Origin of the sequence: Pseudomonas marincola, from assembly GCF_900682675.2 — a bacterium.
GTDB classification, from domain to species: domain Bacteria; phylum Pseudomonadota; class Gammaproteobacteria; order Pseudomonadales; family Pseudomonadaceae; genus Aquipseudomonas; species Aquipseudomonas marincola.
On sequence record NZ_LR215729.2, the window covers coordinates 3125059 to 3145294 of the forward strand.

Here is a 20236-nt window from a genome sequence, read left to right on the forward strand (position 1 = left end):
CTTTTGACTTCGCATGAATGCAAAAACGACGACATACTGGCGCCGATCACTTCAAGGCCGCTACCTCACAGGCGCATTAATTGGCGCGCTGAGCCTTTCAGCACAGGCAACAACCTTGTCTGACCAGCTTATCGGCGCGACCCGCGAGTTTCTTGAGCTGTCCGTGAGCGACTATTTACAACGCAGCTCTATCAGCGGCCGTCACGAGATCGAGATCAAGCGCATAGACCCGCGTTTGCGCCTGCCGACCTGCGACAATGATTTGACTGTCACCCTCGAAAGCCCCAGCGAGCCAGTGGGCCGTGTCACCATGCGCGTGCGCTGTGACAGCACAGCCCGTTGGACGGTGTTTGTACCGGGCGAGGTACATCTGTATCGCGACGTAGTGATCGCCCAGCGCCCACTTAAGCGACGAGCGGTATTAAGTTCGGCAGATATTGCACTGGCCGAACGCGACATCGGCAGCCTCAATCAAGGCTATCTGACCTCGCTCAATCAGGCGCTCGGCAAAAAACTGACGCGCACCCTGCGCCCGGACCAAGTGCTCACACCGGCCACAATCGAACTGGCAGAAGCGGTCCGGCGCGGCGATCAAGTCACCATCACCGCCAGCTCGGGTGGCATTCAGGTAAGAATGCCCGGAGAGGCGTTGTCTGATGGCGCAGTCGGCCGCCAGATCAGCGTGCGTAATGTGCGCTCGAGTCGGGTGGTCAAGGCTCGCGTTACCGGGCCGGGACAGGTTGAGGTCAACATGTAAGTGGCGCGCGTCTGGTTTAATCGAGGTGCAGGCTGTCGATTAAGCGCTTGCTGGATTAAACTGCGCGACAGGCATCACCCGAAATACCGGCTTCGCCTTGCCAATGAGATTTTTATCAAAAAGGCTAAAGTTTTCGCGAATGAGACCGAGATACTGTGTAAGCGTCCATTCACTGCCTGAGGTTTCGAACTATGGTCATCGACTTAAATCGCCCAATCAACGCACCTACTCCGGGTAATACCGGCCGTACCGGCGCAGCCAAATCTGGCACTGATACGATTAAAGACCCGGCCACCAGCGCTGCCGAAACCGGCAAGGCTGCAGGCGGCGAGTCCGTCAAGCTCAGCAGTGAAGCCCAGCACATGCAAAAAGCCACGGAAGACCTGAAATCAACGCCGGTTGTCGACAGCGAGCGTGTAGCCAAACTCAAGCAAGCCATTGCCGACGGCAGCTACCAAATAGACAATCAGCGAGTTGCCAGCAAACTGCTGAACCTAGAATCCCAGCGCTAGCCCACGGGCGGCCCTGGTGTGTTGGACGCCTGACAGCCGGAGACACAGGCAGTTACTGCCTGCGCGACCGACTGCAACTACCTAGAGCCTGTGATGCACGACACCAAACTGTTGCAGTTGATTAACGCCGACATAATCACTACCGAGCAACTTGCCGAATTGATCGACCGCGAGTTCACGGCCCTTGGCGAGCGTGACCTGAAACAACTCGACAGCCTTCTGAGCGCGAAAACGCCGCTGCTCGCGCTGCTCGACCAGAATGCCAAAGCCCGTAGCCAACTGTTACTGGAACTGGGCCTGACGGCAGATCGCGCCGGCCTGCAAAGCGTCGCCGCCAACAGTGGCGTCGGTACTGACTTGCTGACACAAAGCGAAGCCCTGTCCCTGTTGCTCGAACGCTGCCAAGCTGGCAATCTTCGCAACGGCCGTTTGATCCGCACTAGCCAGGCATCGACCCGATCAATGCTCGGCATCCTGCGCGGCAACGACAGCGCCCCAACGCTCTACGACAGCACCGGTGGCACCTCTCGCACCGGGCAGCAACGACCACTGAGCCAAGCTTAAATAATAAGACGCCGCCGACCTGATGCACTCGCTGCGTCCGACCACGGCATGTCATGGAGAATTATCTAGCGTGTCCAGCCCTTTCCAAGATGCAGACGGCCCGCAGCCACCGAAGCTGCTGAAAGCTCATGCAGAGATCGTCGCCAACTTGCGCCTCCTGCAAGACAGCAATCAGCCGTTGGTACTCAGCTTCAATGGTCGCAACCAGCGCTTCCAGAGTTTCATTGTGGAGGTGGACAGTGACAACGGACGCCTGGTCCTGGACGAACTGGTGCCCAACGATGGCGAGCGCTTCCTTAAAAACGGCGAGCAATATGCGGTTCAGGCGTTTCATGATGGCGTGCGCATCGCCTGGGAATGTAACCGCGCAACCCAAATCACCGATAAGGGAAGCTCACGCTGCTACATCGCCCCTTTGCCGCTGGAAATCAGCTACTACCAGCGCCGCAGTGCCTATCGCGCACCACTCAAGCAATCGGACGTAGTCGAGATTGAACTGGCGGGAAACAAACTGCGTAAAGCCCTCAATGGGGGGCTTCAGGATATCTCGGCGACGGGCTGCAAGCTGAAGATCAAGGGCGATGTCAGCGAGTCACTGCAATCCGGCCAGGTGTATGAAAAGTTCACCGCCAAACTGCCGTTTGGCGCGATCACCACGGCGGTGGAACTGCGCCATATCAGCTATGACGAAAAACTTGATACGACCATCGTGGGCGCCCGCTTCTACCGGATGGAAGGATTGATTCAGCGCAATATCGAGCGTTTCGTCTACCAACTCCAGCGCGAGGCACGCCGCTTCGAAAGCGAAAGCTTCCTCTGAGCTGACTCACACCTCGATGCGAATCCCCAGACTTGCCAAACGTGGCAAGTCTTCCGGGCGATCGACATCCCATAACGGGTCCAGCAGATGATGCGCCCAACCGAGCTGGCGCAAACGCTGGCAGGTTTTGCGCAAAACCTTCTCTGTTCCCCAAGGCATATCACTGAACAGCAGCGGATCGAGCTGGCGCAAGCCGAGCAGCACATAACCGCCATCTTCGGCCGGGCCAATCACCGCAGGATTCTTGCTCAGCGCTGAACAGGCTTGTTGCAGGTATTCGCCATCCAGCGCGGGGCAGTCGTTACCGATCAGCATGACCGCGTCGCTCCCGGCGAGCCCCAAGGCTGCAATGGTTCGCATACGCTCGCCAAGATCACCGGCTGGCTGCTCCACCAGCGTCCAGCCATGCTTATCGGCAAGCGCCTGAACGCTTTCATCCGGGCCGTCGTCCAGCCAGATAAAACGGTCACTGAACCCCTCTGCCGGCAGGCGCATCGCCCGTTCCAGCATCAGGCGCTGCAAGTCGCACGAACCCTCAGGCCCCAACGCCGGGATCAACCGGGTCTTTACGCGCCCGGGAATGGGCGAGCGTGCGAGCATGTGCAGCGAAATCGACAAACTCATGAGCGAGAACCTCGCTGATAGTCGCGGGCTAACTGATCGGGATTAGCGCCGCAGTAATAGGCCAAACGCAGCCTCCACATTAGCCATACAGTGCGCCAAACTCCATTGGTCTCCCAACGCCGGCTTGAGGTCAGCAAGGCCGGACGCAAGCAGACTGGGCGCTGCAGGCGCTTCATGCGGCGGCTCAGTTCGATGTCTTCCATCAGGGCAATATCGGCAAAACCAGCATGTTGCGCAAACACCTCGCGCTTGATGAATATCGCCTGATCACCACTGGCGACACCGGTCAGCCGCGAGCGCAGATTAATCATCGTTCCTATCAGGCGCAAAGACGGCCCGCCACTGGAGAGCCGCACATCAAAACGCCCCCAAAGCGGACGCTTGAGCAGGGTATCAAGCAAACGTTGCAATGCCGCTGCACTCACACGCGTATCGGCGTGAACAAACCAGAGGTACTCGCCGCTGGCTGCCGCCGCACCGGCATTCATCTGCCGGGCGCGGCCGGGCGCACTTTGCAGCAATTTATCAACCAGTGGCGCGACCCGCTCAGGGGTGCCATCGGTGCTGCCGCCATCAACCACGATGATCTCGGCACCAGCGCTGCGCAACGGCGCCAGGTCGCTCAGCAGCAGGGGCAACGCCTCTCGCTCATTACGCGCAGGAATCACGATACTGAGCAGCTCAGCCATTATTAATCCCGCTTATCAGGGTTGGCGGGCGCATCGTTCTCGGTTCCAGCCGAGTTGGCGCCGTCAATCGCCTCACCCTGCGACAGCGTACCGGCGAGAGGCGTGCCTGCCGCTGGAATGCTCACTTGCGGTTCTGCCGAGCCGGGCTCTTCTGGCTCAGAGGAAGCGTCAGCTTGCTGTTCATCGGTCTCGCCAAGGGGAATGTCGGTGTAGAGATCCTGAATACTGGCGCTGTCTATCTGGGTGGTGCCAGCCGCCCAGACCTCGCTCACCTCAGGCTCTACAACGGCCAGATCCACGCTGGCCAAATGCACGTTACCGACATCGGTTGCCGCGCCGATAACCACCTCGGCGGCCGCAGCAGCCTCGGCTTCGAAGATCGCCGCAGCGGCTTCATCTGCTTCGCGCTGTGCGCAAATATCTTCAGGCTCATCGCACATTTGCTCCTGCACGAAGTGCTCGTCGATACGCGGGTCGAGCGCGGCAACCAACGGCGAACTGGAGATGGCATCGGGCATGGCAATGTGGTGCAGCGGCGCTTCCTGTACCTGATGATCGTTAGTGACGTTCTTGCACTTAACCCGCCAGAACAACAGCAGGCCACAGCCGACAAAGAATGCGTAAAGCATATTGGGGCCGTAAAAGCGCATCAGTACGCCGACCAGCAGCGGGCCAATCGCTGCTCCCAGGCCGAATGTCACCAGCAGCATTACGGTGAGCGAAACCCGACGCTCGTTCTCGACGTGGTCGTTGGCAAACGCCACAGCCAACGGATAAAGACAGAACAGCAGCATGCTCACGGCAAAGCCGGCGGCAAACAGGCCCCAAATAGGTAGCTGCGCAAAAATCGCCAACGGCAGCGCGGCGATAGCCAAAAGCCCCGAGCAAGTACGAATCAATTTAACCCGGTCAATCCGGTCCGAAAGCCAACCCAGCGGCCACTGAACGATAAGCCCGGCAAAAATACAGCAGCCCATGAACATACCGATTTGCTCGGTCGTGAGGCCATAGCGCGCACCGTATAAAGGTGCGAGACCATAGAACGAGCCAATCATCAAACCGGCAACCGCAATCGTCAGCAAAGACAGCGGCAAACGCTTAAGGAAGAAGCGCATCTCGATAGGCGCCGGATGCAGCGCGGCCGGGTGGAGTTTTTGCGTGAGAGCGACCGGCACCAGACATAGGGCAAAACACAGAGCGATGATCATTAAGAGATCAGTGCCCAAACCGGGGTGCACGACCAGCACCAACTGACCAAAAATAAGCCCCATATAGGAGGCGCCCATGTAACAGGCGAACACTTGGCCACGCTGCTGGGTATCGGCCTGCTCATTGAGCCAGCTCTCGACCACCATGTACTGGCACATCATGCACACACCCACCAGCAAACGCAGGGCGATCCATATCGGCAGGGAATCCGTCAGGCCGTGCACCAATACAGCTGCTGTCACCACGCCCGCGCAGGCAACATAGGCGCGGATATGCCCGACCCGGGCAATCAGGTGATGGCCAAGTTTGCCGCCCACCACCAGCCCCAGATAGTTGGCCGCCATCAAGGCACCCACCCAAAAGCCATCGGCTGTTTCTGCAAGGCGCAAGCCCAAATACGTACTTAGCAAGCCCGAGCCGAAGAGCATCAACAGACTGGCGAAATACAATGAACTAAACGACTTCAAAATCAGGGTCATGGCCGCTGAAAAACTCCTAAGTAGCAGCTGCGCGAGCAACAGGGCTCAAACACAGAGATGGGCACGCATGTGCAGGCGATATGAGGATAGACGCAGCGTAAGGATGCGAGGTTACGTGAAAGCGCGCAGCCTAACGAATTAGCGGTTCAAACGCCGTATAAATCTGAAAAATCACCTCACAACAGGGATTCATCATGAAAAAAGCCAGTTGCAGAGTGTGCAACTGGCTTTTTTGAAGCGGTCAGGTGACTGAACCAATGACGCTAATCAGGCATGAGCCGCCAGTACGCGGCGCTCCCAAGGCGTGATCTCTTCAAAGAAGCTGGTCAGCTCCATGTTTTTGGTGGCGATGTAGCCTTCGACAAACTCGGCACCAAAAGTTTCGACAGCCAACTGACTATTCTGCAGGCGCTCAATAGCCGACTGCATATTGTTCGGCAGCTTCATTTCGCGCGGCACATCGAAGTCGCCCTGAATCGGCGGCGTCGGCTGCAACTCGCGCTCAAGACCATGCAGCCCTGCCGCCAAGCTGGCAGCCAGCGCCAGATACGGGTTGGCGTCAGCACCGGCCAGACGGTTCTCGACCCGTCGCGCAACCGGCGAACTTGCCGGAATACGCAAGCCTGCCGCGCGGTTGTCTTCCGACCAGCACGCATTGTTGGGCGATGCATAGGGGTGGAACAGGCGCTGATAGGAGTTCACGTGAGGCGCAAACAGCAAGGTGAAATCGGCCATCGCAGCCTGCTGGCCGCCAATAAAGTGATAGAACGCCGGTGTAGCCTCACCATTAGCAGCGGTAAAGATATTCTTGCCGGTGCCCTGCTCGACCACGCTCTGATGAATGTGCATCGAGCTGCCCGGTGTGTTGGCCAACGGCTTGGCCATGCACACCACGGTCAGGCCGTGCTTGAGGGCAACCTCTTTAAGCAGGTGCTTGAACAGGAACGTCTGGTCGGCGAGCAGGAGCGGATCACCGTGCAGCAGGTTGATCTCAAACTGACTAACACCCATCTCATGCATAAAGGTGTCACGCGGCAGGCCTACCGCCTCCATGCATTTATACACTTCGCTGAAGAACGGTCGCAGGCCACTGTTCGAGCTGACGCTGAACGCGCTGCCGCCATCTTCACGGCGGCCATCAAGACCAACCGGCGGCTGAAACGGTTTTTGCGGATCCGGGTTGGCGGCAAAGATGAAAAACTCAAGCTCGGTGGCGACCACGGGCTGCCAGCCGTGCGCGGCATAACGCGCCACTATTTTCTTCAGCAGTCCACGAGTCGAAAGGCCTGAGCTGTTGCCATCAAACTCATCCGCATCACAGATGGCGAAGGCACGCGGCGTGTCACTCCAAGGCAGGCGATGAACCTGCCCGGCCACTGCATTGAGGGCCAGATCGCTGTCATCGCTGCCATAAAACTTGGCTTCGGGGTATCCACCCATCATGCACTGCAGCAATACGCCGCGTGCCAATTGCAAACGACGGCCTTCGAGAAAGCCATCGGCGGTCATCACCTTCCCGCGCGGAACACCATTGAGGTCAGGGGTTACGCATTCAATTTCATCAACGCCGCGAAGTAGTTCTTCCAGTGCAGGGCGGCTAGCGGTGCTCATGTTTTCTTATCCTTATTTGCGCGAAAAACGGGGGTTTAGAGACTGCGCGTACAAAATACGCACCAGCTGTTCAAGATATCAAGCACATACACCGTACTTTTGCGGGCTGTGTGCGCTGCGAGATCAATTTCATCAATTAATTCGATATTTAAAACCTATCTTAAAAATCCCACAAGCGCTTAAAAAAACGCCTCAAAAAATCCATAGAAGGCCGCGCTAGAGCGGCCATAACCAACTATTAAAAACATTGATAATTACCATGCTCACTCGTGTCTTCTTGATCAAATTCTTTTAAGTGAAACTAAACCCATCAACTTACATCGCCCCCACGAGGAGCAACACAATGAAAAAGCAAATCCTAGCTAGCGTGATCCTGGCCACCCTTACCACCAGCGCTTTTGCCTTGCCACTGACTACCCCAACAGTGGACTCCGCCACCATCAGCATCGCGGCTGACGGCGCAGACCATGTTGGCGTCAACCGTGTTGCCGAAGACGGATTCGACCGCACCAGCATTAACCGTATTGCCGAAGATGGTTTTGACCGCACTGCCGTCAATCGCGTTGCGGAAGACGGTTTCGACCGTACCGGCGCCAACCGCGTCGCTGAAGACGGTTTTGACCGCACTGGCGCTAATCGTGTCGCTGAAGACGGCTTTGACCGCACCGGCGCCAACCGCGTAGCTGAAGATGGTTTCGACCGCACTGGCGTCAACCGCGTCGCTGAAGACGGTTTTGACCGCACTGGCGTTAACCGCGTCGCTGAAGACGGTTTCGACCGCACTGGCGCTAACCGCGTAGCCGAAGACGGTTTCGACCGTACCGGTGCTAACCGCGTAGCCGAAGACGGTTTCGACCGCACTGGCGCTAACCGCATCAGCTAAGCAGTACCCAGGCTCCTCGCCATTACCCAGGCGTGCTGTTAGCCACATTAAAAAGGCGCCCTACCCGGCGCCTTTTTTACGTCTGCATGAATCTGCTTTTAGCCCTTAGTGATTACCTTGAATGGCCTCACGATAACGGTCTGGCTTGCATATACGCCAAAATAACTTAATAAATGAAGTGTCCCCACTCAAGGTGAACACCATGACATTTGTCGCACAGTTTTCCGAAGAGCAATTGCCGCTCGAGCGCATGCAGGAACAAGAAGTGTGTTTCGAGTGTGGCGGCAAGCTGACCAACAGCGCCGTTTACTACAACGGATTCGCCAATCATCACCAGCAAAAATCGATTCTGCTCCACCCCGGTTGCGCGGCAGTGATGGGCCAGCGACTGATAACCGATGGCTACCCCAATCGCCGCAAAAGCTGATTGAGCAACACCGCTAAAAGCGTTGCCGGAACGGATTGCCCAAGCGCTCCGTCCCGACAGTTCGGTCCAACAGTTCAGTCGAAGTTATGAGACCGAGCGCAGGCGTCGTGCCTCAATGATATTCGGCAACTGCGAGATACGCCCAAGCAAGCGACCCAAAGCATCCAACCCCGGAATCTCGACGGTAATCGACATGGTCGCGGTGTTGTCGTTTTTGTTGGACTGGGTATTAACCGCCAACACATTGAGCTTCTCGTTGAGCAGAATCTGCGTGACGTCACGCAGCAACCCCGAGCGGTCGTATGCCTTGATAACCACATCCACCGGATAGGTTTGTACCGGCACCGGGCCCCATGTCACCTGAATGATCCGCTCCGGCTCGCGCCCCGCCAGTTGCAGCACCGAGGCACAGTCCTGACGGTGAATACTGACGCCACGCCCCTGGGTGATGTAGCCCACAATCGGATCGCCCGGCAATGGCTGACAGCATCCCGCCATCTGTGTGAGCAGATTGCCCACGCCCTGAATCTGAATATCGCCGCGTTTGCCAGGCTTGAAGCCCAGCGCTTTACGTGGAATCAGCTCCAGTTGCTCGCTGCGCTCCGGCTCGACCATCTGCTGGGCAAGGTGCATGACATGCACCACGCGCACATCACCTGCCCCGAGTGATGCGAACAGGTCTTCGGCGGTTTTCAGATTGGCCTTCTCAGCCAACTTCTCAAAGTCGACAGATGGCAAGCCCAGCCGGCCCAACTCACGCTCAAGCATGGCTTTACCCGCCGCCACGTTCTGGTCGCGGTCCTGCATCTTGAACCAGTGAACGATCTTCGCCCGCGCCCGTGACGTGGTCACGTAGCCGAGGTTGGAGTTCAACCAGTCACGGCTTGGCGTGCCATGCTTGCTGGTGATGATTTCGACTTGCTCGCCGGTTTGCAGGCTGTAAGTGAGCGGCACAATGCGCCCATTGATCTTCGCGCCCCGGCAGTTATGGCCAATCTCGGTGTGCACCCGATAAGCGAAGTCCAGCGGCGTGGCGCCTTTGGGCAGATCGATTGCGTGACCATCCGGGGTGAATACATACACCCGGTCAGGCTCGATATCCACGCGCAACTGCTCGGCCAACCCGCCGATATCACCCAGTTCTTCATGCCACTCGAGCACCTGACGCAGCCAGGAGATTTTCTCTTCGTAATGGTTGGAGCTCGAGTTGACGTCGGTGCCCTTGTAACGCCAGTGCGCACAAACACCCAGCTCCGCCTCTTCGTGCATGGCGTGGGTACGAATCTGTACCTCCAGCACCTTGCCTTCCGGGCCAAGCACGGCGGTGTGCAACGAGCGGTAACCGTTCTCTTTGGGGTTGGCGATGTAGTCGTCAAATTCCTTGGGAATGTGCCGCCACAAGGTGTGCACGATACCCAGCGCGGTGTAGCAATCGCGCACGGCGGGCACCAACACGCGAACTGCACGGACATCGTATATCTGACTGAACTGCAGGCCTTTGCGCTGCATCTTCCGCCAAATGGAATAGATATGCTTGGCGCGCCCGCTGATATCGGCCTCGATGCCGGTATCGGTCAACTCCGAGCGCAGCTGACTCATGACCTCGTTAATGTAATGCTCGCGGTCCAGACGGCGCTCATGCAGCAGAGTTGCGATCTGCTTGTACTGTTCCGGCTCGAGGTAGCGGAACGACAAGTCCTCCAGTTCCCACTTGATATGGCCGATGCCGAGGCGGTGCGCGAGCGGCGCATAGATGTCGAACACTTCACGGGCAACACGCTGGCGCTTCTCGTCGTCAGCTTGCTTGACGGCGCGAATGGCGCAGGTGCGTTCGGCCAGTTTGATCAGTGCCACGCGCACATCATCGACCATTGCGATGAGCATTTTGCGCAGGTTCTCGACCTGAGCCTGCGAGCCCAGAACCAATGAATCACGCGGGTTCATACTGGCGCTGATGGAGGCCATGCGCAGCACGCCGTCGATCAGTTTGGAAACCACCGGCCCGAAACGCTGATGCACATCGGCCAGGCTGAAAGTGCCCTCGCGAACACCCCGGTAGATGAGTGCAGCGACCAGGGAGTCCTGATCTAGGCGCAGGTCGGCGAGAATTTCGGCAATCTCCAGCCCCACGCGGAAACTCGACGCGCCTTCTGCCCAGAGATTCTGCGCAGCGTTGGCTTGCTGTTCAGCTTCGCGGGCAAACACGCAGGCCTCACGCAAAGCATTGCGGTCAAGTGCCGGATCAACGCTCAGCACGTGATCCAGCCAGGCCTCAAGGTTGATGCTGCCGTCTTCGTTGATCGGCTGATGCGCTCTCACTTGAACCATGTCACTTACCTTCCCTACGGTGTACATCTGTTACACCGAGTCATACCCAGCCTTCTACGGGCCGGTGGTTAAACCACGTCAGACGGATCCTTCACGTCCGTGAACGTCATAAGCTGTGATCAATCAATATAGGCCCTTGCAAGGCCAGCGCAATCACAAAACGGCCACAACTTATAACTGTATTTACCGCACTTACCGGGTTTAATCGCTGCTCAATCCACAACAGCGCTTAACCCTTTACAAATAACGCCATCGCCTCGACATGCGCCGTTTGCGGGAACATGTCGAGAATGCCGGCACGCTCCAGTCGATAGCCCTGCGCTTGCAACTCAAGGCTGTCGCGGGCCAGCGTGGTCGGGTTGCACGACACATAAACCACTCGTTGCGCACCCAGACTCGCCATCTGCTTGACCACCTGATACGCGCCGTCACGCGGCGGATCAAGCAGCACGGCAGCAAAACCACCGGTGGCCCAATCAGCCGCCGCCAATGGCTCGGACAAATCCGCGCAATGCACCTCAACGTTTTCCAGTTGATTGCTGCGGGCATTCTCGCGAGCCCGCTCAACCATGCCTTCAACGCCTTCAACCGCAACAACCTGATCGGCGAAGCGCGCCAACGGTAGGGCAAAGTTACCCAGACCGCAGTACAGATCCAGCACCCGCTCACCGGCTTTAGGCGCGAGCCAGGCTAATGCCTGAGCGACCATCGCCTGATTCACCTGTTCGTTGACCTGAACAAAGTCACCTGGCCGATAGGCGAGTTCGACATTCCACTCGGACAATGCAAACGCCAATTGGTGCTCGGGATTTAACGGCGCCGGATCACCCGCGCCCTGCAACCAGAGCTGAGCATCGTGAGCGGCGCAAAAATCTTGCAGCTGCGCCGTGTCGGCCTCGCTTAACGCCTGAGTGTGGCGCACCAGAACCGCGCAGGCGGTGCCACTGAATAACTCGACATGACCAATCGACTGCGGCTTTTCAAGGGCCGACAGCGTCTCGGGCAACGCACGCAAAATAGGCTGCAAGGGCTGTACCAGTACCGGACAGTCATCTATCGAAATGATCTCCTGACTGGAAGCCGCGCGAAAACCCACACTTAACTGACGACTTTTGCTGTCCATGCGCACGGCAATCCGGCAGCGCCGGCGATAGCCAAACTCGGCGCCAGACAACGGCTCGGCCCACGCTTGAGGCGCGAGGCCTTCAGCCAGGCGACTGAATTGCTCGGCCAACAGGCGCTGTTTGAGCGCCAACTGATCGGCGTGGCTCATGTGCTGCACGCTGCAACCGCCGCAGGTTTTAGCGTACTGACACGGCTCGTCGCGGCGCTCGGCACTGGCCTGCAACACACGCTCGGTACGCGCCTCGACAACCTGACTGCGCGCGCCGACAACCCGCGCCTCTACCTGTTCGCCAGGCAACGCGCCGGAAACAAACCAGGTACGGCCTTCGATAAAAGCAATGCCACGGCCATCGTTGGCCAACCGCTCAACCGCCAGCTTCTGCTTTTTGCCCACAGGGACTTGTGGCGCTCGCGTGCCGCCGCTGGGCTGGAAACGCAGGCCCGAGGTTTTCTTGGCCATCAGGCGTGCGGCGTGTCGTACACGCCCGTCGAAAGATAACGGTCGCCACGGTCACAGATAATCGCCACCATCACCGCGTTTTCTACCTGCTTCGACAACTCCAGCATCGCGGCTACGGCGCCACCGGACGAGACGCCACAGAAAATCCCTTCTTCACGGGCCAGGCGGCGCATGACGTTCTCGGCTTCGAGCTGGGTCATGTCGACAATTTGATCAACCCGCTCAGACTGGAAAATCTTCGGCAGGTATTCTTCCGGCCAGCGGCGGATGCCCGGAATGGCGGAGCCTTCCTGCGGCTGCAAGCCAATAATCTGCACGTTGGGGTTTTGCTCTTTGAGGTAATGCGAAACCCCCATGATCGTGCCGGTGGTGCCCATCGAGCTGATGAAATGCGTCACCTGCCCTTGGGTTTGCCGCCAGATTTCCGGGCCGGTGCCGGTGTAATGCGCTTGTGGGTTATCGGTGTTCCCGAACTGGTCGAGCACCTTGCCACGGCCGCCGCGCTGCAGGCTTTCAGCCAGATCCCGCGCACCTTCCATACCGTCTTCGCGCGATACCAGAATCAGCTCGGCGCCATAGGCCGTCATGGCCGCCTTGCGCTCGGCTGTCGAGTTGTCCGGCATGATCAGGATCATCTTATAACCCTTGATCGCCGCCGCCATCGCCAGCGCAATACCGGTGTTACCGGAGGTTGCCTCGATCAGCGTATCGCCCGGCTGAATATCGCCGCGCAATTCGGCTCGGGTAATCATTGAAAGCGCCGGACGGTCTTTTACCGAGCCCGCCGGGTTATTGCCTTCAAGCTTGACCAGCAACGTATTGGAGGTTTCCCCTGGCAAGCGCTGCAAGCGCACCAGCGGGGTCTCACCGATACAATCGGCGATAGTCGGAAACTGCAAAGTCATGGCGTCAATCGAGTCCGGGCAACAACAGGGGCGCCTATAATACCGGCAAACAGCGCCAGCCGATAATCGACTAAAGCCCTGCCCTGCATTTCAGCCAGATTTGCGGACGATTAACCGGCAGATCGCGCGTTAATACCGCGCGCCATGAAACACCCGAATACGCTTTTGGCCACGCTGTATAGGGTCATCAAGCAAGAAAGTGGTTTAATCACGCTCTGGCGGCCACCAGTACGCCACCACTCATTTCAAGGAACGTTAGCGTGTTCAACGACCTCGGCATTAAAGGCCGCGTCCTCATGCTCACCCTGCTACCAACCAGCCTGTTGGCGTTGGTTCTGGGCGGGTATTTCACCTGGTTGCAGCTGTCCAGCTTGCAGGAGCAACTGCAGCAGCGCGGCCAGATGATCAGCGAGCAGCTGGCCACACTGGCAGCGCCAGCACTGAAAAGTACTGACCGGGCCCTGCTCCAGCGCGTCGCCAATCACGGCCTTGACCAACCCGATGTGCGCTCCATCAGCTTTCAAGGCATGGACCGCTCACCGCTGGCACATGCCGGACCGAATATGCTCGGCCCTTCCCCGTTCGCGGGCGAAGCGATTCTGGGTGAGGTCAACCTGGAAGACACCACGCGCATCATGTACCCGGTGTTCGACTTCCATATGAGCCTGAGTGGCGATAACAATGCCGAGCGCAAACACGACCAGCTCGGTTGGGTCGAGCTGGAAATGTCACGCCACAGCACGCTGATTGCCGGTTACCGCAGCCTGCTCACCACCCTGCTGCTGACCCTGGCCGGTTTGCTGGTAACCGCCATGTTGGCGTTCCGCATGAGCCGCACGATTAACGAGCCGCTGTTGCTGATCAAGCAACGGGTTGCCCAGCTTAAAGAAGGCAAGCTCGACACGCGCTTGCCGTTGCTCGGCAGTCACGAACTGGATGAGCTGGCGTCGGGCATCAACCGCATGGCCGAGGCCCTGCAAAATGCTCAGGAGGAAATGCAGCACAGCATCGACCAGGCCACGGAAGATGTGCGCCAGAACCTCGAAACCATCGAAATCCAGAACATCGAACTGGATTTCGCGCGCAAGGAAGCACTGGAGGCCAGCCGCATCAAATCCGAATTTCTGGCCAACATGAGCCATGAAATTCGCACGCCCCTGAATGGCATTCTGGGCTTCACCAACCTGCTGCTGAAAAGTGAGCTGACCCCACGCCAATACGATTACCTTGGCACCATCGAAAAGTCCGCCGACAGCTTGCTGAGCATCATTAACGAGATTCTCGACTTCTCGAAAATCGAAGCCGGCAAACTGGTGCTGGAAAACATGCCGTTCAACCTGCGCGACCTGCTGCAGGAAACCCTGACTATTCTGGCGCCCACAGCGCACGAGAAGCAGCTCGAACTGCTGAGCCTGGTGTATCGCGACGCGCCAATGTCGGTTGTCGGCGACCCGCTTCGCCTCAAGCAGGTGCTGATCAATCTGGTCAGCAATGCAATCAAGTTCACCCGTGAAGGCAGCATCGTGATTCGGGCCATGCTCGAAGACGAAACCCAGGACCGGGCGCAACTGCGGATCAGCGTGCAAGACACCGGCATCGGCCTCAGCGAAGAAGACCTGCGCGCACTGTTCCAAGCATTCAGTCAGGCGGACAACTCGATGTCCCGCCAAGCTGGCGGCAGCGGCCTGGGACTGGTGATCTCGAAACGCCTGATCGAGCAGATGGGCGGCGAAATTGGCGTCGACAGCACGCCGGGGCAAGGCTCCGAGTTCTGGATCAGCATCAACCTGCCCAAAGCCCGCAACGACATCGAAGACCTGCCCCGACCGCTGCTGCAAGGTCGTCGCGTGGCCATGATGGAAAGCCGCGAGCTGGCGCGTCAGGCCCTGCAACATCAGCTCGAAGATTGCGCGCTGGTCGCCGAAGCCTATGCCACGCCAGACCTGCTGCTGGACGCCGTCGCCAGCTCGCAACACAGCGCGGAGCCCATTGGACTGGCCGTGATTGGCGCCAGCACGCTGGAACTGCCGCCCGAGCAACTGGATAAATGCATCCGCGCGCTCGAGCAGTTGTCCTGCAACAGCATCGTGCTTTGTCCGACCACCGAGCTTGCGATCTACCATCAAATTCTGCAGTCCACGCAAACCCAGTTGCAGGCAAAGCCGGCCTGCACGCGCAAGCTGCAACGCGCAATGATCGAACTGATCAGCCCGCGCCAGCCCATCAGCGAACAACCAACACTGGCGCCAAGCCGCGCCCCGTTGGTGCTTTGCGTCGATGACAACCCGGCCAACTTGTTGCTGGTAAAAACCCTGCTGAGTGACATGGGCGCCAACGTTGCCACGGCCGGCAATGGCTTTGATGCGATCAAACTGACCAAGCAGAACGTCTACGACCTGATCCTCATGGACGTGCAAATGCCCGGACTGGATGGTCGCCAAACCACCGAACAGATTCGCCAGTGGGAACAGGATCATCAGCGCCAGCCGCTGCCGATAGTGGCACTCACCGCACATGCGATGTCCAACGAGAAGCGCGCCCTGCTGCAATGCGGCATGGACGACTACCTGACCAAACCGGTGAGCGAGCGCCAACTGGCGCAAGTGGTGCTCAAGTGGACCGGTTTGGGCCTGCGCCAATATGCAACAGAACCGTCGCCGGAACCTGTGGTCTCAATTGCCAGCGCCAAAGTGCTCGACAACGAGGAAGGTCTGCGCCTGGCTGCGGGCAAAGCGGACTTGGCTGCCGACATGTTGAGCATGCTGATCGCGGGGCTGCCAGCTGACAAACAGGCGATTCGCCAAGCGCGCAAGGATGCCGACCGCAATGAGCTGCTTGAGCGTGTACATCGCCTGCACGGCGCCACGCGGTACTGCGGCGTGCCGCAATTGCGCGCGGCCTGTCAGCGCAGCGAAACCTTTCTCAAACAGGAAAATCCCGAGGTCGACAGCGCACTGGACGCACTCGAGGCGGCCATAGAAACACTGGCCAGGGAAGTCTCGGCGGTGCAGCAGTAGCGCGGATCTGAAACCAAGGAGCTGAGATGCGCATCATTTTGTTTAGCTGCAAGCCCTATGACACCGAAAGCTTTGCCAGCGCCGAAATGCCGGCTGCCTGGCACGTGCAAATGCAGGAAGCGCGCCTTTCGGCCGAAACAGCTGCGCTGGCTGAGGGCTACGACGTGGTCTGCGCATTTATCAATGATGACCTCAGTGCGCCGGTTCTGGAACGTCTGGCCGCTGGCGGTACACGCCTGATTGCCTTGCGTTCGGCGGGTTTCAACCATGTCGACCTGCACGCGGCCAGCCAGCTCGGCATGCCAGTCGTGCGTGTGCCCGCCTACTCGCCCTATGCGGTTGCCGAACATGCGGTCGCGTTAATCATGACGCTCAACCGGCGCACTCACCGCGCATTCAACCGCACCCGCGAGGGCGACTTCTCGCTGCATGGCCTCACCGGCTTTGACCTGCACGGCAAAACTGTCGGGATAATCGGCTGCGGCAAGATCGGCCTGTCACTTGCCCGGATCATGCGCGGCTTTGGCTGCTCGGTTCTGCTCTACGACCCTTATCCGGTCCGCGGCTTGAGTGAACTGGGCGCCCGCCAGGTGACTCTGGAAATACTGATCAGCAGCAGCGACATCATGAGCCTGCACTGCCCGCTCACCGAAGGCACGCATCACCTGATCAATGCCGAACGTCTGGCGCAGATGAAAACCGGCGCCATGCTGATCAACACCGGCCGCGGCGCGCTGATCGACACCGTCGCCGTGATCAGCGCCCTGAAAAGCGGCCAGCTCGGTTATCTCGGTCTGGATGTGTACGAAGAAGAGGCCGATGTGTTCTTCGAGGACTATTCGGATCGGCCCTTGCAGGATGACGTGCTGGCGCGCCTGCTGACCTTCCCCAATGTGATTTTGACCGCGCATCAGGCTTTTCTGACCCGTGAGGCGTTGTCGGGCATTGCCCAAACCACGCTCGACAACATCGAGGCCTGGGCCAAAGGCACACCAATCAATCAGGTTGAGCCCTGCGCGTGATAGCATTTGCGTCCAGCTGGAGGAACCATGGCCGAACACGATTTTCGCTACAACCTGCTCAACCCTGAGCACACCCTGATTGAATGCAAAGCACTCGCTGCTGGTCGTTATCAAGTGACCGGCAACGGAGGCTCGATTCACAACGGCGACACTTTGCAAGTCACCCTCAAAGGCAGCCGTGATCTGAGCATGCGCCTGACGGTCGAGAAAGTCCGTCACCTGATCACCCCGCCCGGCCAATGGGTCGCCGTCGCCAAAGGCCCGGCCTTCAAGGAACTGGCGATCCATAACTGGCAGGTCACCTGCGACAGCTGTGGCAAACAGCTAGACTTTGAATTTGCCGTGGATACCGCGCTTGGCAAACAAGCCGAAGCAGGCGCTGCCGAAGCCCGGATTAGCGAGCTGGGTTGGCTGCGTCGCGACGCCAAACACCTTTGCCCGAAATGTCAGAAGGAATGACGATGAAAGCACTCATAGCTACAAGTCTACTCAGTGTCAGCCTCATTGGATGCTCAGCCATGCCCGTGACTCTGGAAACCGACAAGACCTATCAAGTTGAATGGATCGGCGAACGTCCGCTGATCGACAACAGCCACCTGACCATTACCCTCGGCGCCGACGGCCGTGCTTACGGCAGCGCCGGCTGCAACCACTGGTTCTCGGGTTATAACCGCAATGGCGAAGCCATCAACTTCGTTCAAGCCGGCAGTACCCGAAAAATGTGCCCGCCTGCATTGATGGAGCAAGAAACTCGCTTCCTCAAGGCACTGGCTGAGGTGCAGCGCTGGGACTTCTCCGAGAACGACCAGCTGCGTTTGTGGCCCGCCCAAGGCAAGCCTATTCGCCTGTGGCCGGTTAACGACTGATCCACCAGAATCTGCGCGCCGGCTCTGATTGCAGCCGGGCGCAGGTTTTGCCTCACGCGCTAGCGCTCAAACAATTCCAGTTGCTCATGCCGGCCGCGCAAATCCTGCAGCCGCACACCCACGCCGAGCAATCGCACCGGCTTATTGCCACGCGCATAGGCGCCACTCAACAACAGCTGATAGCTATCCAGTGATCGCTGCGCCCCCGCCTGCTCCAGCGTGGTCTGGGTGAAGTCATGGAATTTGACCTTCACAAACGGTTTATCCGGTCGATAGCTGGCATCCAAACGCGCCATGCGTTTTTCCAGTTCGGCCAACAACTCCGGCAATTGCTCCAAGCATGCCTTTAAGTCTGGCAGGTCTTGCAGGTAGGTATTCTCGACGCTCACAGACTGGCGGCGGCTGTCGGTTTGCACAGGGCGATCATCAATCCCGCGCGCCAACCCCCAGAGCCGCTCACCAAAACTGCCGAACTCGCGCACCAGGCCAAGCTTGTCCCAGGTACGTAAATCGGCACAGGTCGAAATGCCCTGCCGAGCGAGTTTCTCAGCAGTAACCTTGCCCACACCGTGCAGTTTGCTCACCGCTAACTCAGCGACGAAGGCATCCACCTCGGGCGGTGTTATCACAAACAAACCATCAGGCTTGCGCCAGTCGCTGGCGATCTTGGCGAGAAACTTGTTCGGCGCAACGCCCGCCGAAACGGTGATGTGCAAGGTCTGCGAAACGCGCCGGCGAATGTCCGCGGCGATGCGCGTTGCACTGCCGGAAAAAAGCTCGCAGTCGGTGACATCGAGAAATGCTTCATCGAGGGACAACGGCTCGATAATGTCGGTGTAATCACGAAAGATTGCATGGATCTCCCGCGATACCGCTTTATAAACATCGAAGCGCGGCTTGACGATATACAAGTCCGGACACAGCTTCAGTGCATGCCCGGTGGCCATTGCCGAGCGCACACCATAGGCCCGCGCCTCATAATTGCAGGTCGCAATGACTCCGCGCCGGTCTGCTGCGCCGCCGACAGCCAGCGGTTTGCTCGCCAGGTTTGGATCATCACGCATCTCCACCGCGGCGTAGAAACAGTCGCAGTCGATATGGATGATTTTTCGTTGCTTCGCGACCAATTAGTCCAGCCACCCAAGAATATGCACGCCGATAGATGCCAACCAAGCCGTGTCTACGGCCTGTATGACCGGCAAGGCGCAAATGCACCAGTCTTTACAGCAGCTGATAATACCAACTCTCAAGCGCCATGAGACCTTGAATGACGACCCTGAGCGTGCGCATGGGCTGGCCAAACCCCGAGCTTGCGCCGCCGTGGCGGAAAACCATCAAGGCTGATTTGGCTCTGCCACGCGGTGTGTCGATCAGGCGTGCTTGGCCAGCGACTCGAGCCATTGGCTGTCGAATTGGGTTTGATCAATCGGCAGGTTCAACGCCTGCATCGCAGTTTTATGCTGATCGATTTCAGCGAGCATCTGCACATGATCGCTGGAGTTACCGTCCAGACGGTGCATCTGGCTGACGCCCAAATGATAGAAACGCAGCAGCTTGAAACTCAGCGGATCGCCCGCCGCAACGCCGGCTTTCACGTCGTGCATGACATTGGTAATGCGCAGCAGGCTACGCTTGAGCTGCCAGCCATAGACCGCCGACGCCATCCACGGCTGCGACCAGAACACCTGGCGCACCAGCGCGATAGTCAGCAGCAAAGCAACAATGACCCCGCCCAGATTCCAATAGAAGTTGTCGCCTCCCGGCTGGCCGAACAGCTGCACGGAAAGGGTTGAGAATGTCAGGGCAAGCAGCACAAACAGCAGCGCAATGCTCCAGGTGCTGCGCCGGGTCTGCTGGCGGTAAACCAGCGGGTCGATTTCCTTGATTGTGAATAGCACCTGCAGCGCACCTTAGTTAATCAGCGTTAATTCGAGCGGG

18 protein-coding genes and 1 pseudogene are annotated in these 20236 nt (G+C 58.4%); 10 read left to right on the forward strand and 9 right to left on the reverse strand.

The features are described from left to right. Positions 1-13 precede the first annotated feature (13 nt). From flgA to PMYSY11_RS14605, 4 genes are all read left to right on the forward strand, one after another. Positions 14-757 carry a flagellar basal body P-ring formation chaperone FlgA gene (gene flgA / locus PMYSY11_RS14590; RefSeq protein WP_150547253.1) on the forward strand — a complete coding sequence of 248 codons (744 nt, stop codon included), beginning with the start codon at positions 14-16 and terminating at the stop codon, positions 755-757. Positions 758-948: 191 nt separating this feature from the next. Further along, positions 949-1269, forward strand: coding sequence for a flagellar biosynthesis anti-sigma factor FlgM (flgM, locus tag PMYSY11_RS14595; RefSeq protein WP_069899197.1), 321 nt, complete (start codon positions 949-951; stop codon positions 1267-1269). 93 nt (positions 1270-1362) lie between these two features. Then, positions 1363-1833, forward strand: a complete 471-nt coding sequence (locus tag PMYSY11_RS14600; protein WP_150547254.1) for a flagella synthesis protein FlgN — start codon at positions 1363-1365, stop codon at positions 1831-1833. 70 nt (positions 1834-1903) lie between these two features. Continuing rightward, positions 1904-2653: a flagellar brake protein gene (locus PMYSY11_RS14605; RefSeq protein WP_150547255.1), complete on the forward strand. Its 750-nt coding sequence runs from the start codon at positions 1904-1906 to the stop codon at positions 2651-2653. Between the two features lie 6 nt (positions 2654-2659). Here PMYSY11_RS14605 and PMYSY11_RS14610 read toward each other — a convergent pair whose 3' ends face one another. The 4 genes and pseudogenes from PMYSY11_RS14610 to PMYSY11_RS14625 form a co-directional block, all read right to left on the reverse strand. After that, positions 2660-3277: a TIGR04282 family arsenosugar biosynthesis glycosyltransferase gene (locus PMYSY11_RS14610; protein ID WP_150547256.1), complete on the reverse strand. Its 618-nt coding sequence runs from the start codon at positions 3275-3277 to the stop codon at positions 2660-2662. After that, complete coding sequence (locus PMYSY11_RS14615; protein ID WP_150547257.1) at positions 3274-3966, reverse strand: TIGR04283 family arsenosugar biosynthesis glycosyltransferase; 693 nt, start codon at positions 3964-3966, stop codon at positions 3274-3276. Before PMYSY11_RS14615 ends, PMYSY11_RS14610 begins: the two co-directional genes overlap by 4 nt. Before the next feature lie 347 nt (positions 3967-4313). Further along, positions 4314-5654, reverse strand: a pseudogene (locus PMYSY11_RS14620) (MFS transporter); the annotation flags it as partial. Positions 5655-5921: 267 nt separating this feature from the next. Next, the gene (locus tag PMYSY11_RS14625) at positions 5922-7163 is read right to left on the reverse strand and encodes a glutamine synthetase family protein (RefSeq protein WP_172970695.1); all 1242 of its coding nucleotides are present in this window, start codon (positions 7161-7163) and stop codon (positions 5922-5924) included. 445 nt (positions 7164-7608) lie between these two features. Between PMYSY11_RS14625 and PMYSY11_RS14630 the strand changes: the two genes are divergently transcribed. Beyond that, a complete protein-coding gene (locus PMYSY11_RS14630) occupies positions 7609-8148 on the forward strand; it encodes a phage infection protein (RefSeq protein ID WP_172970620.1) in 540 nt (179 codons plus the stop codon). A 202-nt stretch (positions 8149-8350) separates the two neighbouring features. After that, the gene (locus PMYSY11_RS14635) at positions 8351-8575 is read left to right on the forward strand and encodes a hypothetical protein (RefSeq protein ID WP_150547260.1); all 225 of its coding nucleotides are present in this window, start codon (positions 8351-8353) and stop codon (positions 8573-8575) included. An 84-nt stretch (positions 8576-8659) separates the two neighbouring features. Here PMYSY11_RS14635 and relA read toward each other — a convergent pair whose 3' ends face one another. From relA to cysM, 3 genes are all read right to left on the reverse strand, one after another. Next, a complete protein-coding gene (gene relA / locus PMYSY11_RS14640; RefSeq protein WP_150547261.1) occupies positions 8660-10903 on the reverse strand; it encodes a GTP diphosphokinase in 2244 nt (747 codons plus the stop codon). Between the two features lie 229 nt (positions 10904-11132). Next, positions 11133-12488: a 23S rRNA (uracil(1939)-C(5))-methyltransferase RlmD gene (gene rlmD, locus PMYSY11_RS14645; RefSeq protein ID WP_150547262.1), complete on the reverse strand. Its 1356-nt coding sequence runs from the start codon at positions 12486-12488 to the stop codon at positions 11133-11135. Further along, positions 12488-13393: a cysteine synthase CysM gene (gene cysM / locus PMYSY11_RS14650; protein WP_090508690.1), complete on the reverse strand. Its 906-nt coding sequence runs from the start codon at positions 13391-13393 to the stop codon at positions 12488-12490. The genes rlmD and cysM overlap by 1 nt, the downstream gene beginning before the upstream one ends. Positions 13394-13653: 260 nt before the next feature. Here cysM and PMYSY11_RS14655 point away from each other — a divergent pair, with 260 nt between their 5' ends. Genes PMYSY11_RS14655 through PMYSY11_RS14670 form a run of 4 tightly spaced genes read left to right on the forward strand, consistent with a single transcriptional unit; the run spans position 13654 to position 18298 of the window. Beyond that, positions 13654-16410: an ATP-binding protein gene (locus PMYSY11_RS14655; RefSeq protein WP_150547263.1), complete on the forward strand. Its 2757-nt coding sequence runs from the start codon at positions 13654-13656 to the stop codon at positions 16408-16410. A gap of 26 nt (positions 16411-16436) precedes the next feature. Continuing rightward, positions 16437-17432, forward strand: coding sequence for a 2-hydroxyacid dehydrogenase (locus PMYSY11_RS14660; protein ID WP_150547264.1), 996 nt, complete (start codon positions 16437-16439; stop codon positions 17430-17432). Positions 17433-17459: 27 nt separating this feature from the next. Next, positions 17460-17891 carry a hypothetical protein gene (locus PMYSY11_RS14665; RefSeq protein WP_069899223.1) on the forward strand — a complete coding sequence of 144 codons (432 nt, stop codon included), beginning with the start codon at positions 17460-17462 and terminating at the stop codon, positions 17889-17891. A gap of 2 nt (positions 17892-17893) precedes the next feature. Next, positions 17894-18298 (forward strand): META domain-containing protein, encoded by a 405-nt coding sequence (locus PMYSY11_RS14670; RefSeq protein ID WP_090508693.1) that lies wholly within the window; start codon positions 17894-17896, stop codon positions 18296-18298. 59 nt (positions 18299-18357) lie between these two features. Here PMYSY11_RS14670 and dinB read toward each other — a convergent pair whose 3' ends face one another. Continuing rightward, entirely contained in the window at positions 18358-19425 is a 1068-nt protein-coding gene (dinB, locus tag PMYSY11_RS14675) for a DNA polymerase IV (protein WP_150547265.1), read from the reverse strand. Positions 19426-19668: 243 nt separating this feature from the next. Continuing rightward, the gene (locus PMYSY11_RS14680; protein WP_150547266.1) at positions 19669-20196 is read right to left on the reverse strand and encodes a DUF3087 domain-containing protein; all 528 of its coding nucleotides are present in this window, start codon (positions 20194-20196) and stop codon (positions 19669-19671) included. Positions 20197-20236: the final 40 nt, after the last annotated feature.

Excerpts from the sequence above, each read along its gene's own strand:
- PMYSY11_RS14610 (WP_150547256.1), bottom strand. The coding sequence starts at position 3,277 with ATGAGTTTGTCGATTTCGCTGCACATGCTCGCACGCTCGCCCATTCCC.
- PMYSY11_RS14600 (WP_150547254.1), top strand. The coding sequence starts at position 1,363 with ATGCACGACACCAAACTGTTGCAGTTGATTAACGCCGACATAATCACT.
- flgM (WP_069899197.1), top strand. The coding sequence starts at position 949 with ATGGTCATCGACTTAAATCGCCCAATCAACGCACCTACTCCGGGTAAT.
- PMYSY11_RS14660 (WP_150547264.1), top strand. The coding sequence starts at position 16,437 with ATGCGCATCATTTTGTTTAGCTGCAAGCCCTATGACACCGAAAGCTTT.
- cysM (WP_090508690.1), bottom strand. The coding sequence starts at position 13,393 with ATGACTTTGCAGTTTCCGACTATCGCCGATTGTATCGGTGAGACCCCG.
- flgA (WP_150547253.1), top strand. The coding sequence starts at position 14 with ATGAATGCAAAAACGACGACATACTGGCGCCGATCACTTCAAGGCCGC.
- PMYSY11_RS14635 (WP_150547260.1), top strand. The coding sequence starts at position 8,351 with ATGACATTTGTCGCACAGTTTTCCGAAGAGCAATTGCCGCTCGAGCGC.
- PMYSY11_RS14630 (WP_172970620.1), top strand. The coding sequence starts at position 7,609 with ATGAAAAAGCAAATCCTAGCTAGCGTGATCCTGGCCACCCTTACCACC.
- PMYSY11_RS14615 (WP_150547257.1), bottom strand. The coding sequence starts at position 3,966 with ATGGCTGAGCTGCTCAGTATCGTGATTCCTGCGCGTAATGAGCGAGAG.
- relA (WP_150547261.1), bottom strand. The coding sequence starts at position 10,903 with ATGGTTCAAGTGAGAGCGCATCAGCCGATCAACGAAGACGGCAGCATC.
- rlmD (WP_150547262.1), bottom strand. The coding sequence starts at position 12,488 with ATGGCCAAGAAAACCTCGGGCCTGCGTTTCCAGCCCAGCGGCGGCACG.
- PMYSY11_RS14670 (WP_090508693.1), top strand. The coding sequence starts at position 17,894 with ATGAAAGCACTCATAGCTACAAGTCTACTCAGTGTCAGCCTCATTGGA.
- PMYSY11_RS14665 (WP_069899223.1), top strand. The coding sequence starts at position 17,460 with ATGGCCGAACACGATTTTCGCTACAACCTGCTCAACCCTGAGCACACC.
- PMYSY11_RS14625 (WP_172970695.1), bottom strand. The coding sequence starts at position 7,163 with ATGACCGCCGATGGCTTTCTCGAAGGCCGTCGTTTGCAATTGGCACGC.